The organism is Mesorhizobium sp. M1182 (genome assembly GCF_040318335.1).
GTDB lineage: Bacteria > Pseudomonadota > Alphaproteobacteria > Rhizobiales > Rhizobiaceae > Mesorhizobium.
Window position 1 is genome coordinate 38557 of the sequence record NZ_JAMYMD010000007.1, and the last position, 16375, is coordinate 54931.

The 16375-nt window shown below is 66.6% G+C and carries 16 protein-coding genes and 1 tRNA gene; 14 read left to right on the forward strand and 3 right to left on the reverse strand.

The window, feature by feature from the left end; genetic code table 11:
• Nucleotides 1–5: 5 nt before the first annotated feature.
• From NKH33_RS11000 to NKH33_RS11020, 5 genes are read left to right on the forward strand one after another with little or no spacing between them, the layout of a single operon-like run.
• Nucleotides 6–3671, forward strand: a complete 3666-nt coding sequence (locus tag NKH33_RS11000) for a cobaltochelatase subunit CobN (protein ID WP_352919434.1) — start codon at nt 6–8, stop codon at nt 3669–3671.
• Entirely contained in the window at nt 3668–5137 is a 1470-nt protein-coding gene (gene cobG / locus NKH33_RS11005) for a precorrin-3B synthase (RefSeq protein ID WP_352919437.1), read from the forward strand. Before NKH33_RS11000 ends, cobG begins: the two co-directional genes overlap by 4 nt.
• Complete coding sequence (locus NKH33_RS11010) at nt 5134–5781, forward strand: precorrin-8X methylmutase (RefSeq protein WP_502893717.1); 648 nt, start codon at nt 5134–5136, stop codon at nt 5779–5781. The genes cobG and NKH33_RS11010 overlap by 4 nt, the downstream gene beginning before the upstream one ends.
• Complete coding sequence (locus tag NKH33_RS11015) at nt 5778–6536, forward strand: precorrin-2 C(20)-methyltransferase (protein WP_352817140.1); 759 nt, start codon at nt 5778–5780, stop codon at nt 6534–6536. The genes NKH33_RS11010 and NKH33_RS11015 overlap by 4 nt, the downstream gene beginning before the upstream one ends.
• A complete protein-coding gene (locus NKH33_RS11020; protein ID WP_352919440.1) occupies nt 6533–7297 on the forward strand; it encodes a precorrin-3B C(17)-methyltransferase in 765 nt (254 codons plus the stop codon). Before NKH33_RS11015 ends, NKH33_RS11020 begins: the two co-directional genes overlap by 4 nt.
• Here the strand turns inward: NKH33_RS11020 and NKH33_RS11025 are convergent.
• On the reverse strand, nt 7261–8043 hold the full coding sequence (locus NKH33_RS11025) for a cobalt-precorrin-6A reductase (protein WP_352919443.1): 783 nt from the start codon (nt 8041–8043) through the stop codon (nt 7261–7263). The genes NKH33_RS11020 and NKH33_RS11025 overlap by 37 nt on opposite strands.
• A gap of 1 nt (nt 8044) precedes the next feature.
• Here NKH33_RS11025 and cbiE point away from each other — a divergent pair, with 1 nt between their 5' ends.
• From cbiE to NKH33_RS11070, 9 genes are all read left to right on the forward strand, one after another.
• On the forward strand, nt 8045–9286 hold the full coding sequence (gene cbiE, locus NKH33_RS11030; RefSeq protein WP_352919446.1) for a precorrin-6y C5,15-methyltransferase (decarboxylating) subunit CbiE: 1242 nt from the start codon (nt 8045–8047) through the stop codon (nt 9284–9286).
• Nucleotides 9283–9663, forward strand: coding sequence for a cobalamin biosynthesis protein (locus tag NKH33_RS11035; RefSeq protein ID WP_352919449.1), 381 nt, complete (start codon nt 9283–9285; stop codon nt 9661–9663). The genes cbiE and NKH33_RS11035 overlap by 4 nt, the downstream gene beginning before the upstream one ends.
• Nucleotides 9660–10424 (forward strand): precorrin-4 C(11)-methyltransferase, encoded by a 765-nt coding sequence (cobM, locus tag NKH33_RS11040; protein WP_352470218.1) that lies wholly within the window; start codon nt 9660–9662, stop codon nt 10422–10424. Before NKH33_RS11035 ends, cobM begins: the two co-directional genes overlap by 4 nt.
• Nucleotides 10421–11227 (forward strand): uroporphyrinogen-III C-methyltransferase, encoded by an 807-nt coding sequence (gene cobA, locus NKH33_RS11045; RefSeq protein WP_352919452.1) that lies wholly within the window; start codon nt 10421–10423, stop codon nt 11225–11227. Before cobM ends, cobA begins: the two co-directional genes overlap by 4 nt.
• The gene (locus tag NKH33_RS11050; RefSeq protein WP_352919455.1) at nt 11224–12594 is read left to right on the forward strand and encodes a cobyrinic acid a,c-diamide synthase CobB; all 1371 of its coding nucleotides are present in this window, start codon (nt 11224–11226) and stop codon (nt 12592–12594) included. Before cobA ends, NKH33_RS11050 begins: the two co-directional genes overlap by 4 nt.
• Before the next feature lie 4 nt (nt 12595–12598).
• A complete protein-coding gene (locus NKH33_RS11055) occupies nt 12599–13372 on the forward strand; it encodes an adenosylcobinamide-GDP ribazoletransferase (protein WP_352919458.1) in 774 nt (257 codons plus the stop codon).
• A 24-nt stretch (nt 13373–13396) separates the two neighbouring features.
• Entirely contained in the window at nt 13397–14407 is a 1011-nt protein-coding gene (gene cobT, locus NKH33_RS11060; protein WP_352919461.1) for a nicotinate-nucleotide--dimethylbenzimidazole phosphoribosyltransferase, read from the forward strand.
• Between the two features lie 26 nt (nt 14408–14433).
• Nucleotides 14434–14853, forward strand: a complete 420-nt coding sequence (locus tag NKH33_RS11065) for a hypothetical protein (RefSeq protein WP_352831137.1) — start codon at nt 14434–14436, stop codon at nt 14851–14853.
• 70 nt (nt 14854–14923) lie between these two features.
• Nucleotides 14924–15175: a hypothetical protein gene (locus NKH33_RS11070; RefSeq protein WP_352681703.1), complete on the forward strand. Its 252-nt coding sequence runs from the start codon at nt 14924–14926 to the stop codon at nt 15173–15175.
• A gap of 101 nt (nt 15176–15276) precedes the next feature.
• On the opposite strand, the gene NKH33_RS11075 is transcribed toward NKH33_RS11070, so the two are convergent.
• Nucleotides 15277–15352 (reverse strand) — tRNA-Lys (locus NKH33_RS11075).
• Between the two features lie 105 nt (nt 15353–15457).
• Nucleotides 15458–16363 carry a PhzF family phenazine biosynthesis protein gene (locus NKH33_RS11080; RefSeq protein ID WP_352681705.1) on the reverse strand — a complete coding sequence of 302 codons (906 nt, stop codon included), beginning with the start codon at nt 16361–16363 and terminating at the stop codon, nt 15458–15460.
• Nucleotides 16364–16375 lie beyond the last annotated feature (12 nt).

The window sequence follows — 16375 nt, forward strand, 5'->3', positions numbered from 1 at the left end:
CCGCGATGCACATCCTCACCACCACATCCGCCTCGCTCGACGATCTCGCCGAGCCTGTCGATCTCAGGCAAACGCCTGCGGATGTCGTGGCGCTGTCCTTCACCGACAGCGACCTGGCCGGGCTGGCGGCGGCGTGGAGGGCAGATGCGCACCGCCTGCCGTCGATGCGGCTCGCCGCCTTGCGCGACCTGCGCCATCCGATGTCCGTCGACCTGTGGATCGACAGCGTCGCCCGCCACGCCAAGGTCATTCTGGTCCGCATCCTCGGCGGCTATGACTGGTGGCGCTATGGCTGCGACCAGCTCGCCGCTATCGCGCGAAATCGCGGTATCAAGCTGGCGCTGCTGCCGGGCGAGAGCCACGACGAGGATTTGCGGCTGATCGAAGGCTCGACGCTGCCGCGCGAGGAGTTGGACGGCCTGCTTGGCTATTTCCGCGAGGGCGGACCGGCAAATATGACGGCGCTGGTGCAGAGGCTGGCAAGTCTCGCTGGATCGGGTGCGGCTGTAGCCGAACCTGTCAGCGTGCCAAAGGCGGGATTTTACGAGCCGGGACTGGGGGTCGCAGAACGCGGCGTCCCCCTCCTCCTCGAGAGGAGGGTCCGGCCGCAGGCCGGGGGCGGGATCCTCTCCGAAGCGCGCCTACACAAAACGTCGACCACTGCCGTGACGACCCCACCCGGCCGTGCGGGCCACCCTCCCCTCGAGGGGGAGGGGGACGTCGTGCCAATTCTCTTCTACCGTTCGATGCTGCTCGCGGCCGATGTCGCGCCCATCGACGCGCTTTTCGAAGCCCTGCGCCACCGCGGCATGGTTCCCGTGCCTATGTTCGTCTCCAGCCTCAAGGACCCGGCGTCGCTCGCCTTTGTCGAAACCGCGCTCGCAACCCTGAAGCCTGCCGCCATCATCACCGCCACAGCTTTCGCCTCGGGTGCCGAGCCCGGCGTTGAAACCCTGTTCGACCGCGCCGGCGTGCCGGTGTTCCAGGTCATCGTCGCAACCACCCGCCGCGACATCTGGCAAACCAATCAGCGCGGCCTGGCGCCCGCCGACCTTGCCATGCATGTCGTCCTGCCCGAGCTCGACGGCCGCATCCTGGCCGGCGCCATTTCATTCAAGGGCGAAAGCGAAACCGACCCGGCGCTGGCCTTCCGCGCCTTCGCCAACCGGCCTGAGCCCGACCGCGTGGCGCAAGTGGCGAACCGTGTCGAGGCCTTCGTGCGCCTGCAGCGGACGCCGCGTGCGGAGCGCAAGCTCGCCATCCTGATCCCCGACTATCCGAGCGCCCCCGGTCGCACCGGCTACGCGGTTGGTCTCGACGTGCCGTCCAGCGTGCTGGCAATGCTGCGCGACCTCAGCGAACAGGGCTACGCCGTTGAAAGCATTCCACAAACGCCGCGCGAGTTGCTGGATGCGTTGGAAAAGGACAGCCAAGGGCTGGCATTGAAGGAGTATTTGACCTTCTCGACGGAATTGCCGCCGTCGGCCATCGCTGCGGTGGAAGCCGCATGGGGAAATCCAGAAGATGAGACAGGTTTGTGCGAGGCACCCCCCTCTGTCCTGCCGGACATCTCCCCCTCAAGGGGGGAGATTAGCAGTTCCGCCACCGGCTCTCCCTTAAGGCCCTCGGTAATTGGCGAAAGTAGAGACAACAGCGCAATCTCCCCCCTTGAGGGGGAGATGTCCGGCAGGACAGAGGGGGGCGCGACAGAACGCCAACCTTCGCTGCTGGTCAGCGAAAAACAATTCGCCTTCCGCACAGCCACCTTCGGCAACGTCACCGTGGCACTCGCCCCTGACCGCGGGCGCTCAGCCGACCGCCGCGCCGACTATCACGACCCGACGCTGCCGCCGCGCCATGCGCTGGTCGCCTTTGGGCTCTGGCTGCGCAAGTCGCTCGGCATCCATGCAATTGTCCATGTCGGCGCCCATGGCACGCTGGAGTGGCTGCCCGGCAAGACCGTGGCGCTCAGCAAAAACTGCTTTCCCGAGATAGTCACCGGTCCCCTGCCCGTCATCTATCCCTTCATCGTCTCCAACCCGGGAGAGGCAGCGCAGGCCAAGCGGCGCATTGCCGCCGTCACGCTCGGCCATCTGCCGCCGCCGCTGACCGGCGCCGGGCTGGACGAAAACCAGCACCGGCTTGAACGACTGGTTGACGAATATGCCCAGGCCGACGGGCTCGACCGCCGCCGCCGCGACCGCCTGGCGAAGCTGATCGTCGAGACGGCGGAAAAGACCGGCCTCGCCTCGGAAGCCGGGGTTGCCCAAACCGACGTCCCCGACGAAGCGCTGCGCCGCATCGACGCCTGGCTCTGCGATCTCAAGGATTTCGCCATCAAGGACGGCCTGCACATTTACGGCCGCTCGCCGGAAGGCGAGGCTGATCCGTTGCGGCGGCAAAGCGCGGCAGCTGAAAAAACCGCGCTGCTTGCCGCCCTCGACGGCCGCCACGTCGCTGCCGGTCCGGCCGGTGCGCCGGCGCGTGGCCGGAGCGATGTGCTGCCCACCGGCCGCAATTTGTTTACCGCCGACCCGCGCACCATGCCGACGCCGACCGCCTATGATCTGGGCAAGGTGGCAGCGGAAGAAGTGGTCCGCAGCTACATGCAATCGCATGGCGACTGGCCGCGCTCGCTGGTCATCGACCTGTGGGGCTCGGCCTCGCTGCGCACCGGCGGTGAGGAGATCGCGCAAGGCCTGGCGCTGATGGGCTGCCGGCCGCAATGGGATTCCGCCACCGGCCGCATCACCGGCATAGATGTGCTGCCGCCGGCAACACTCGGCCGTCCGCGCATCGATGTCATCTGGCGCATATCGGGCCTGTTCCGCGACATGTTCCCGACCCAGATCGCGCTGATCGACGCCGCGGCCAACGCGGTGGCGACCCGCGACGAGGATGATTCGGAAAACCCGCTCGCCGCTAGGACCCGCATCGACGGCAAGATCAGCCCGCGCATTTTCGGCACCTCGCCGGGCACTTACGGCGCGGGCGTCGAGGACTTGTTGTCGAGCGGCGACTGGGCCGCGCGCGAAGAGATCGGCCGCACCTATCTCGCCGCCACCTCGCACGCCTATGGCGGCTCCGAGGGCAAAGGCATTTCGGCGCCCGGCGCGTTCGAGGATCGCCTCGCCGAGGCCGACCTTCTGGTTCATACCGGCGACGACCCCGGCCGCGACATCCTCGAAGGCTCGGCCGACGTCGCCTTCATCGGCGGCTTTTCGGCAGCGCTTGCCGCGCTCGGCAAGAACGCCGACGTGATCGTGCTCGACACCACGGACCCGCAAAAGCCGAAGCCGCGCTCGATCAGTGAGGCCGTATCCCGGGTAGTTCGCGCCCGCGCGGTCAACCCGCGCTTCATCGCCGGCCAGCTGCGGCACGGGCCGCGCGGCGCCTCGGAATTCGCCGAGACGGTCGACCGGCTGGTCGGCTTTGCCGAGACTACCCATGCCATATCGGGCACGCTGATCGAGGCGGTGCACGACGCCTATCTTGGCGACCCCGTGGTGCGCGCCTTCATCCTGCGCGAGAACCCGGCGGCGGCGAAGGTGATCGCCGAGCGTTTGCTGTCGGCACGGCGGCGCGGGCTCTGGCATCCGCTGCGCAATTCGATCGATGGCGATCTCGCCGCACTGATTGCCGAAGCGCAAGCGCTGGGAGTGGCGGCATGAACGCTTTCTCGCTCCGTGGCGCCTGCCCTGCCTTGTCCGCGCCGATGCAGACCGGCGACGGGCTGCTGGTGCGGCTCAATCCGGTCGCTGGAGGACTGTTGCCGAAATCGTGGATCGGACTCTGCGAATCCGCCTTGCGCCATGGCAACGGTATCATGGAAGTGACCGCCCGCGGCAGCCTGCAGATCCGCGGCCTGACGCCGGCAAGCGCGCGGCTGCTGGCGATGGAGGTCGATGTGCTCGGCATCGCGGTGCGCACCGGCGTGCCGGTCGAGACCGGCCCGCTGGCCGGGCTCGACCAGGAGGAGATAGCCGACCCGCGCCCAATGGCGCAGCGGATTCGGGCGGCAATTGAGGACGCCGGTGTTACGCAACGCCTTGGCCCGAAGGTGTCGGTGATTGTTGACGGCCGCGGGCAACTGACGATGGATGCGGTTACGGCCGATGTCAGGCTGGTCGGGGTGCGGGCCGCCGACGGAATTAAGTGGCGGGTATCGCTCGCCGGAGATGCGCAGGGTGCCACGCCGCTGGCGATGTCCGAGGAAGATGCGGCTTGTGACATCGCCGTCGCCATTCTCAGGATGGTTGCCGAAAAGGGCCGCGATGCCCATGCGCGGGATTTGACGGCGAGGCAGCTGAGATCTCTCGCAAGTTGGCGATCCGTCGCGCCCCCCTCTGTCCTGCCGGACATCTCCCCCACAAGGGGGGAGATCGGCAGCTTCGCCGGCGGCTTCCCCCCAGCACCTTCGGCGATTGGCGAAATCGGAGACGAAGGCGCAATCTCCCCCCTAGAGGGGGAGATGTCCGGCAGGACAGAGGGGGGCGCGAAGGATCGCCGGCCCATCGGAGTTTTCGATCTGGCAGCCGGCAGTACCTCCCTCGGCATCGGTCTGCCGTTCGGCAGCATACCAGCGCAAAAACTTATCAATCTCACCCAATACGCCCTCACCCTCGGCACCACCGAAATCCGCCTGGCGCCGGGTCGCGCGCTGCTTTTGCTTGGCCTCTCCCCAGCCGCATGTCTTTCACTCCAGAAAACCGCCGCAGCCCTCGGCTTTGTCACCGACGGAGCCGATCCGCGCACCAGGATCGCCACCTGCCCCGGCGCACCCGCCTGCGCCTCCGGCCGGATCGCCACCCGCGACATCGCCGAGATCATCGCTACAGAAAACCGCGACATCCTTGATTCCTCGCTGACGCTGCACATCTCCGGCTGCGCCAAGGGCTGTGCCCATCCCGGTCCGGCGGCGCTGACCCTGGTCGGTGGCGAAAACGGAGCCGGACTTGTCGTGGACGGGACGGCAAAGGCATTGCCCGCCGGATACAGGCCGGGCTACGACGCCGCGCACGGCATCGGCCGCGTTGCAGCGGCGATCCGCAGCGCACGACATTCCGGCGAGACTGCTGCCGCCTGCCTGGCAAGGCTCGGCGCGGCCGGCATCACCGAAATCTACCGACAGGAATGAGCATGCCCGCCCAGAACGCCTACGACTACATCCATGATGGCACGGCGATCTACGAGCGCTCCTTCGCCATTATCCGCGCCGAGGCCGACCTTTCGCGCTTTTCCGAAGCCGAGGCCGAAATCGCTATCCGCATGATCCACGCCTGCGGCCAGGTCGATGCTTGCAGGCACTTCGTTTTCTCGAGCGATTTCGTCGCCGCCGCGCGCACGGCGCTGGCGGCCGGCGCGCCGATCTTCTGCGATGCGCAGATGGTCTCGCATGGCGTCACGCGCGCCCGGCTGCCGGCCGGCAATGAGGTGATCTGCACGCTGCGCGATCCGCGGACCGCCGACATCGCGAAAAAGATCGGCAACACCCGCTCGGCCGCCGCGATCGACCTGTGGGGCGAGCGCATGGCCGGTTCGGTCGTCGCCATCGGCAATGCGCCGACAGCCCTTTTCTATCTGCTGGAAAAGCTGCGCGACGGCGCGCCGAAGCCGGCGGCGATCATCGGCATGCCGGTCGGGTTTGTCGGTGCCGCCGAATCGAAGGATGCGCTGGCCGAAAATTCCTATGGCGTGCCTTACGCCATCGTGCGCGGCCGGCTGGGCGGCAGCGCCATGACCGCCGCCGCACTCAATGCATTGGCGAGGCCGGGCCTATGAATACGATTGCAAAAGGCAGGCTTGTCGGCGTCGGCACCGGACCCGGCGACCCGGAACTCTTGACGCTGAAGGCAGCGCGCGCGCTCGCCGAGGCCGATGTCGTCGCGCATTTCGCCAAGCGCGGCAACAACAGCAATGCGCGCGCCATTGTCGGCGCGCATTTTCGCCCTGATCTGATCGAACTGCCGCTGCTCTACCCGGTGACGACCGAGATCGACAAGGACCACAGCGATTACCGCTCGCAGATAACCGATTTCTACGAGCAATCGGCCGAAAAGGTCGCCGCGCACCTCAGCGCCGGCAGGATGGTCGCTGTGCTTTCGGAAGGCGACCCGCTTTTCTACGGCTCCTACATGCATCTTCATGTCCGGCTGGCGCACCGCTTTCCGAGCGAAGTCATTCCCGGCGTCACCGCCATGTCCGGCTGCTGGTCGGCGACCGGCCTGCCTATCGTCCAGGGTGACGACGTGCTGACGGTGCTGCCGGGCACCATGAGCGAATTCGAGCTGACGCGTCGCCTCGCCGATACCGACGCTGCGGTGATCATGAAGGTCGGCCGCAACCTGCCCAAGATCAGGCGCGCGCTGGAGGCAACCGACAAGCTGGCGCGGGCCATCTATGTCGAGCGCGGCACCATGCCGGGCGGCGTCTCGATGCGGCTGGCCGATAAAAAGGACGACCAGGCGCCTTATTTCGCCATCGTGCTGGTGGCCGGCTGGTCGGGCCGGCCAAGCGCATTGAAAGCCGAAGCATGAGCGGCCGCCTCACTGTCATCGGCCTCGGGCCCGGCAACGCCGACCAGGTGACGCCGGAGGCAACCCGCGCCGTTGCCGAGGCAAAATTCTTCTACGGCTATAAACCCTATCTCGACCGGCTCGATCTGCGCCCCGACCAGATTCGCGTCGCTTCCGACAATCGCGAGGAACTCGCGCGCTCCAGGGACGCGCTGCTCAAGGCTGCGGAAGGCCACGATGTCGCCGTCGTGTCGGGCGGCGATCCCGGCGTCTTCGCCATGGCCGCGGCCGTCTGCGAGGCGATGGAGGCGGGCCCACCCGAATGGCGCGCGGTCGACATCGCCATCGTGCCCGGTATCACCGCCATGCTCGCCGTCGCCGCCCGCATCGGCGCGCCGCTCGGCCATGATTTCTGCGCCATCTCCCTGTCCGACAATCTGAAGCCGTGGGATCTGATCGAGCTACGCCTGCTGGCGGCAGCCGGCGCTGGCTTCGTAATCGCGCTCTACAACCCGATCAGCAAGGCGCGCCCATGGCAGCTAGGCCGCGCCTTCGAATGCCTTGCTGCGATCCTGCCCGGCACCACGCCGGTGATCTTCGGCCGTGCCGCCGGCCGTCCCGACGAGCGCATCGAGGTTTTTCTGCTGGCCGACGCCGATGCCGCGAAGGCCGACATGTCGACCTGCATCATCATCGGCTCGCCGGAAACCAGGATCATCAAGCGGGGTGACAAGGCCGCGCTGGTCTACACGCCGCGTTCGGCAGCGGGCCCAAGAACATGACCGACCAGAACATGATCGACCATCGCGGCAAGAGATTCGACGGTCTCAGCCGACGTGACGTCCGGCAGCGCCGGCCTGCGGATCATCACCACCTCGATTCCCAGCGCTCGCGCCGCCGCGATCTTGCCGTAGGTCGCCTCGCCGCCGCTGTTTTTGGAAACAACGACTTCGATGTGGTGTTGCAGAAGCAGTGCATGTTCGTCGACTTCCCGAAACGGCCCGCGCGCCAAGAGATAGGTCGCATCGGGCACAGCGAGCCTGGGCTCGACCGGGTCGACACTGCGGATGAGATAATGATGCTGGGGAGCGGCCTTGAAGGCAGCGACCTCCTGTCGCCCGAGCGCCAGGAACACGCGGCGCGGCACCGGTCCCAAAGCCGTCACCGCGCTGGCAACGGTGTCGACCAACATCCAGCGATCACCTTCGACCGCCTCCCATCCGGGACGCCTGAGCGCAACGATAGGCACGCCGGTCATGCGCGCTGCTTCCGCCGCATTGGCGGAGATTCGCGCCGCATAGGGATGCGTGGCGTCGATCAGCAGGTCGATCTTGTTCTGGCGGAGATACGCCGCCAGCCCGCCGGCACCGCCGAAGCCGCCGACCCGCACCGGCACCCCCTGCGCGGCCGGGTTTTCGGTGCGGCCGGCCAGCGACAGCATGACCGAAATATCCGCGCGCGCGGCCAGCTTTCCGGCCATTTGCCGGGCTTCGGTGGTTCCGCCGAGGATCAGTATGCGGTGGGTCATTATGCCTGCTGAAGCTCCGCGCGGCGCCAAGCTCACCTCAAAGTGGCTCACGATCATCGGCATCGGCGAGGACGGTGTAGCGGCTCTCGGCGACGAGGCCAAGCGGTTGATCGCGGAGGCCGAATTCGTCTTCGGCGGCAAGCGCCACCTTGCCCTCGTCGCGTCGCTCGCCAAAGGTGAAGCGCGCGCCTGGCCGACACCTTTCGATGCCGAGATGCGCGGCGTGCTGGCGCTCTCCGGCAGACGCGTCTGCGTGCTGGCCTCCGGCGATCCCCTCTTCCACGGTGTCGGAGTCACCCTCGCCCGCAAGGTCGCGGCAGAGGATATGCGGGTGATCCCCGCGCCCTCGGCCTTTTCGCTGGCCGCCTCACGCCTGGCCTGGGCGTTGCAGGACGTCGAGACCATTTCGCTGCACGGCCGCTCACTCGACCTGATCCGGCCGTTGCTGCATCCTTGCACCCGCATTCTCGCGCTGACCTCGGACAGCGATGCGCCAACAGCGATTGCCCGTCTTATGACCGAGCTCGGCTTCGGCGCTTCGCGGCTGACGGTGCTGGAGGCGCTGGGCGGACCGAACGGAGGGCTGCGCTCGGCGAGCGCCGGCGCCTTCGACCTCGAAAAGATCAACCCACTCAACGTGCTCGCGATCGAAGTTGAATCGACTTCGCAAGCGCGCATCGTGCCGCTGACAGCGGGACTTGCCGATCATCTGTTCGAGCATGACGGCCAGATCACCAAGCGCGAAGTGCGCGCCGTCACCCTGTCCGCTCTCGCGCCAAGGCGCGGCGAACTGCTGTGGGACATCGGCGCCGGATCGGGCTCCATCGGCATCGAATGGATGCTGGCCCATCCTTCCATGCGCGCGATCGCCGTTGAGGCCGATCCGGCCCGCGCCGCGCGCATCCGACGCAACGCCGCGGCTTGCGGCGTTCCCGGTCTCACCGTCGTCGAAGGTTCGGCACCGCAAGCTCTTGCCGGGCTGGAGACGCCCGCGGCGATCTTCATCGGCGGCGGCGGCAGCGATGCCGGCGTGCTGGAGGGAGCCATGGATGCCTTGCCTGCCGGCGGCCGCCTCGTCGCCAATGCGGTGACCCTGGAGATGGAGGCGCTGCTGCTTTCCCGTCACGCCGCGCACGGCGGTCAGCTCACCCGCATTGCTATATCCCGTGCTTCGCCGGTCGGTTCGATGCAGGCGTGGCGGCCGGCTATGCCGGTTACCCAATGGAGTTGGGTCAAGCCATGATGGTCGCGGGCATCGGCAGCCGCAAAGGCGTCAGCGCAACGGACGTGCTTGCCGCGGTAGAAACCGCGCTGGAGGCGCACGGGCTTGCCCTGCCCGCGCTTTCGGCCCTCGCGACCGCGTCTCTCAAGCAGGATGAGGCGGCAATCTTCGACGCCGGACGCGAACTCCGCCTTCCGGTAATCGTTGTCGGGCAGGACGAACTCAAAGCCGCATCTACGACCAGCCGTTCCGACCTATCGCAGGAGCATGCCGGCACGCCGTCAGTTTCCGAAGCCTCGGCGCTTGCCGTCGCCGGCAAAGGCGCAAAACTGCTCGGGCCGCGCACGGTGCTCGGCGCTGTCACCTGCGCCATCGCCATCAGCGGAGATGCGGCATGACCGTTCACTTCATCGGTGCCGGCCCCGGTGCTGCCGACCTCATCACCTTGCGCGGCAGCCGACTGCTCGGCAGTTGTCCCGTCTGCCTCTATGCCGGATCGATCGTCGCGCCGGAGCTGTTACAGCACTGCGCGCCCGGAACGAGGTTGATCGACACCGCGCCGATGTCGCTCGATGAGATCGAGGCCGAATATCTGGCCGCCCACGCGGCCGGCAATGATGTCGCCCGCCTGCATTCCGGCGATCTTTCGGTGTGGAGCGCCGTTGCCGAGCAGATCCGCCGGCTGGAAAAGCACGGCATTCCTTATACGCTGACGCCGGGCGTGCCGTCATTCGCCGCTGCGGCGGCAGCGCTGCGCCGCGAGCTGACCATTCCAGAAGTCGCGCAAAGCCTGGTGTTGACCCGAATCTCCGGCCGCGCCTCGAAAATGCCGCCTGGCGAAACGCTGGCCGGCTTCGGCCGCACCGGCGCCACGCTGGCCATCCACCTTGCCATCCACGCCATCGACCGCGTCGTCGCCGAGCTGACGCCGCATTACGGCGCCGACTGCCCGGTCGCGGTCGTCTTCCGTGCCTCCTGGCCGGACGAGCGCGTGCTGACCGGCACGCTGGCCACCATCGAGGCGCAATTGGCCGCCGATCCGATGGAACGCACGGCAATCATCTTCGTCGGCCGCTCGCTGGCGGCCGAAGGCTTTGGCGAAAGTTCACTGTATGACGCGCATTACCAGCGGCGCTTTCGCGGACGGGACGGATTGTGAGCGGCAGCAATAGAAACACTACGGTCGAGCAGGCGCTCACCCGGCTGAACTTCAAGCCGCGCCAGCTGGAGCCCGGTCACGTCTGGCTAGCCGGTGCCGGCCCTGGCGATCCCGGCTGCCTGACGCTGGAAGTGCTGGCCGCCCTCGGACAGTGCGACGCGCTGGTTTATGACGCGCTGGTCTCGCCCGCGGTCGTCGCCGTCGCCGAGGGCGCGGAACTGTTCTATGCCGGCAAACGCGGCGGCAAGCCGTCGATGAAGCAGGACGACATAACCGCTCTGCTGGTCCGGCTGGCGCGCGCGGGCCGGCGCGTCGTCAGGCTGAAGGGCGGCGACCCCTATATTTTCGGGCGTGGCGGCGAAGAGGCGCTGGCGCTGGCCGGGGAAACTATCCCGTTCCGCATCCTGCCTGGCCTGACGTCCGGCCTCAGCGCGCTGGCCGCGACCGGCATTCCCGGCACCATGCGCGGCATCAACAAGGCGCTGATCCTGGCGACCGGCCATGCCGCCGGCACCGATGATGATCTCGACTGGGCGGCAATCGCTCGCACCGGCCAGCCGGTGGTCATCTATATGGGTATGGCCAACCTGCCGCTGATCGCCGCTTCGCTGCTCGAGGGCGGCCTGCCATCTTCGACGCCCGCCGCGGCCATCGTTGCCGCGACGACGCCGCAGGAGCGTATCGTCGTCGCCACGCTCGCGACGATTGCCGAGGAAACGGCCGCAGCCGGCTTGACCTCGCCGGCGCTGATCGTCGTCGGCGGGATCGTCGGGATGCGCGCGGCACTGGCGGGTGAGTCATGACCCGCGCCATCATCATCGGCGCGCCGCGCTCGGGCTCGGGCAAGACCAGCGTCACCATCGGCATTTTGCGCGCACTTGCCCGGCGCGGCCTAAAAGTGCGCGGCGCCAAATCCGGCCCGGACTATATCGATCCCGGCTTCCACACCGCCGCCACCGGGTTGTCCGGCGTCAATCTCGACAGCTGGGCAATGCCGCCCGCCCTGCTCAACGCACTGGCCGGCGAAGCGACCGAGGACGCCGACTTCATCTTCCTCGAAAGCGCCATGGGCCTGTTCGACGGGATCCCTGCTGCTCCGGGCCGTTCCGGCTCGGCCGCCGATCTCGCCCGGCTCTATGGCCTGCCGGTGCTGCTGGTGCTCGACGTCTCCGGACAGTCGACCACGGCGGCGGCCGTCGCCAAGGGCTTTGCTATTTATGACCCCGATGTGCGCATGGCCGGGGTCGTGCTCAACCGGCTGGGCAGCGAGCGCCACCGCCGGCTATGCGGCGATGCCATCGAGGCACTTGGCCTGCCTGTCGTCGGCGCCATCCTGCGCGATCCCTCGCTCAACCTGCCCGAGCGCCATCTCGGCCTCGTCCAGGCCGGCGAATATGAGAATCTGATGGCGCATCTCGACCGGCTGGCCGACATGGTCGAGCGCTCGCTCGACCTTGACGCCATTATGGCGCTGGCGGCGCCATTCACGCCCGCGCCAGGCAATTTCGACGACGCGCTGCCGCCGCCCGGCCAGCGCATCGCACTGGCAGAGGACGCCGCCTTCACCTTCCTCTATCCGCACGTTGCCACGCATTGGCGCAAGGCCGGCGCCGAGATCGTTCCCTTCTCGCCGCTCACCGATGAGGCGCCAGGCGACGATTGCGATGTCTGCTGGCTGCCCGGCGGCTATCCCGAGCTTCATGCCGGCCGCCTCGCGGCCGCGGCGAATTTCAGGGCCGGCATGGCTCGGTTCGCCACCACGCGGTCGGTGCACGGCGAGTGCGGCGGCTTCATGGTGTTGGGCGAAGCGCTCGAGGACGCGTCGGGCGAGACGCATCGGATGCTTGGCCTCCTCGGCCATTCGACCAGCTTCGCCAAGCGCAAGATGAATCTCGGCTACCGCGAGGCGCGGCTGCGGTCCGGCTGTCCGCTCGGCAGCCAAGGCACGCTGATCCGCGGCCATGAATTCCACTACGCGCAGATGATTGCGACCGGCAATGACGAGCCGCTGGCCGACCTCGCCGACGGTCAAGGAAATCCGCTCGGCGCCTCGGGCTACCGGCGCGGCAATGTCAGCGGCACGTTCTTCCATGCCATTGCGAGGGGCGAGAGCATGATCCCGAACCGAAGGACCGCGTTAGCGAAAAGTGGTAGCCGGTTTTCGGAATAGAATCATGCTCAACCTCCAGATCCCCTCGCAACAGCAAATTCTCGATGATATCGCGCTTTGCCTCGTCTTCTTTACCCGGCTGCCGCTGCCGCAAGCCGACTTCCGTGGCCGCAGCCTTGCCGCTGCGATCTGGGCTGCACCCGTTGCCGGCCTCGCCGTTGCTGTTGTCGGTGGGCTGGTCTACGCCGTGGGCACAAGGCTCGGCCTTGCCACGGCTCCCGCTGCCGCATTGACCCTTGCCGCGATCTTGCTCGCTACCGGCTGCCTGCATGAAGACGGGCTTTCGGACGTCGCCGACGGCTTTGGCGGCGGCAAGACGCGCGACAGGAAACTCGAGATCATGCGCGACAGCCGCATCGGTGCCTACGGCGCCTGCGCGCTCGGCATCTCGCTGCTGATCCGCTGGAGCGTGCTCTCTGGATTCGCCGGCCCGGCCCATGTCTTCTGGGCCCTTATTGCCGCGCATGCGGGCTCGCGCGGCCTGCTCGGCGCCTTCATGCACCTGCTGCCGCCGGCCCGCGCCGACGGCCTCTCGGCTGATGCAGGCTTAGTCACCGCCGAAACCGCGGGTGTCGGTGCCGTGCTCGGCGCCGTCGCGCTGCTGGCGCTTGGGTTCAGTGCTGCCATGTTCGCGCTCATCCTGCTTGCGTTCTTGTTTGCCGCGTTTCGAGCGCTTTGCCTCAACCAGATCGGCGGCCAGACCGGCGACACCGTCGGCGCCCTGCAGCAGCTCGGCGAGATCGCAATCCTGCTCGTCGCTTCCATTTCCCTTTCCTGACTCTGTTTCGGAGATTTTGCCCCCATGCCTTTCAAATCGCTCGATGAACTGCGCGCCGCCTGCCTCGACCTGCCCATTGGCAGCGACGCCGCGGCCAATGCCGTCGCCCGCCGCCAGGACACGCTGACCAAGCCGCAAGGCAGCCTTGGCCGGCTGGAGACAATAGTCGCCTGGCTGGCGCGCTGGCAGGGCCGCGACATGCCAAAGCTCGACCGTGTCAAGGTCTTGGTCTTCGCCGGCAATCACGGCGTCACCGCGCAAGGCGTGTCGGCCTTCCCGTCGGAGGTCACCGTGCAGATGGTGGCGAATTTCGCCGGCGGCGGCGCCGCCATCAACCAACTTGCCCGCGTCGCCGGCGCGGAGCTGGACGTCATCCCGCTAGACCTCGACCGTCCGACCGGCGACTTCACGCAAGAGCCCGCAATGGACGACGAGGCCTTCCTCGCCGCTGTCTCCGCCGGCTACGACGCGATCAGCAGGGAACTCGACCTTGTCTGCTTCGGTGAAATGGGCATCGGCAACACCACGCCGGCGGCGGCCATCTCGACCGCGCTGTTCGGCGGCGGCGCGGAAAGATGGTCCGGGCGCGGCACCGGCGTCGACGACGCCGGCCTCGAGCGCAAGATCATCGCCATCGAGGCCGGCCTGAAGCGCCACGCCCCGGCGCTGGCCGATCCCCTGAAGGTAGCGGCAGCCCTCGGCGGCCGCGAGCTTGCGGCGATCTTGGGCGCTACACTGGCGGCGCGCCATCTCGGCGTGCCGGTGCTGCTCGACGGCTTCGTCTGCACCGCCGCCGCGGCACCCTTGGCCGGGCTGCATCCTGCCGGCCTTGCCCACACCATGGCCGCTCATGTCTCGGCCGAGTCCGGCCACCGCCGCCTGCTCGAAGCGCTCGGTCTGCCGCCGCTGCTTGATCTCGGCATGCGTCTCGGCGAAGGCTCAGGCGCTTGCCTGGCGGTCAACATCGTCCGCTCGGCGCTCGAATGCCATGCCCGCATGGCAAGCTTCGCCGAGGCCGGCGTGTCGGAGAAGTAAGGCGGAGCCAAGCGCGGATCGCGTTGATGAACAAACGCTCACAGATCTTCGGAGACCCCAAACAGGGGCTTCGCGATATTCTTGCTCGGATCATCAGAGATTTCGACAGCAAGAGCGGCGCCTTTGCCGGGCTGAAATACAATTCGCCGTGGATACTCGCCACCGAGGATTGGGCAGAGCGATCGGGCCATACGGTCGAAGAGCTATGCGAGATGATTTCTCAATGGCGAATCTCAATCTTTTCTGGCGAGCAGACAGACCCGAGAATCGTTCAGATTTTTGAAGATCTTCGCAGCGCCGCGGAAGATTGGCGAACCGAGACAGACTACATCGATCCACCGCTTCCCTACGATCCTGAAGAGGCAAAATTCCCCAATCGCAAAGAACTGAAAGCGCATACCCTCAGGGCTTGGGGATTCTTTGGGATTATCGACGCAGTGGCATAGCTATGATGCCAAGGACCTTAGGTTCTGCGGAATTTTTGAGAACAGATTTGGTCACGATGTTACAGTCATAATGACCTTTAAGCTTGGATATGGTGGGCCTATCCGGCTGGATTTTCACTTTCCTTACTACGCAGACGATGAACCTACATCCTTTGGACTGGGCGGTCTCTCGGGCGAGGCGCTATTCAATGCACTTCGACTGCCCAGGCATCCTGAACTCGAATGGATCGCAGGCAAGAGCAAAACAAACTTCGATGCCGTCGACGGCGTGATAGCCATAACGCGAGCAATCCTGACCTATCTGAGGCCCACCATCCAATAGTCGGGCGAGCCGACCGCAGCTGGCTGATACGTGCAAACCTGCAAAACGCCGTCTCGCGTTCCCAGCTCGTTAAGGTCCTTCCACCAAATCCTGGAGATTTTTGGTGGGTGCGCACAGGATTGAACTGTGGACCCGCTGATTAAGAGTCAGCTGCTCTACCAACTGAGCTACGCACCCACTCGGCCGGCAAAACCGGCGTTGGCGGGCATATAGCCGCCGATATCCGCCATGTCCAGCCCCGCGGGATTCATTTCCCGACAAATCGCCGAAGTGCCGCGCCCGTCAAACAAAAAGCCTGCCTTCAGCCACCTTCACCGCATGGCCGCCGATGCGGGCGGCCGCCAGTTTGCCGCCTTCGACATTCAGTTCGAGGCGAATGCGCGAAGGCCGGCCCATCTCCAGCCCCTGCTCGATCCACAGTTGTGAAACGCCGTCCGTCGGGCCGTCGAAATGCATGATCGCGCCGGCGAAGGCGGCCGCCGCTGAGCCGGTCGCCGGGTCTTCGTAGGACGGATTGCCGGGCACCATCATGCGGACATGGAAGGCGCTGTCGTGATGCACCGTCTCGCGGCAATAGACATAGGGGCTGGCGAAGGCCCATTCGCTCTTGCGTGGTGCGAGCTCCGACCAGGCCTGGTTGTCCAGCCTGATCCGGGCGGCCGCCTCCAGATTGGCGACGGGGATGGTCACGTAGGGCACGCCCGCCGACCAGAACGAAACGCGGTGGTTCTCGAAGCCGATCTCGTGCGGCCCAAGGCCAAGGGCCGCGCCGATCGCCTCGGGATCGGCCGACAATGCCAGCTGCGCCGGCAGTTTCGCCAGGTCGAACTCGGCAAAGGTCGAACCGTCGTGCTTGCTGACAGCGCAGCGCACCGGGCCAATATTCTCCTCGAGCACGAAGATGCCGGCGGCCTCTCCCGCAATTTCGGCGAGCGCTATCGCCGAGCCGACGGTTGGGTGGCCGGCGAACGGCATTTCATAATCGGGCGTGAAGATACGGATGCGGGCCCGGTGCTTCGGGTTGTCCGGCGGCAGCACGAAGACGGTTTCGGACAGGTTGAACTCGCGCGCCACCGCCTGCATCGTCGCAACGTCCAGCCCATCACAGTCGAGCACCACGGCCAGCGGATTGCCGGCCAGCCGGTTGGTGGTGAATACGTCGTAAAGCAAGTAATTCCGCGGCTGCATCTCAGTAAGTCC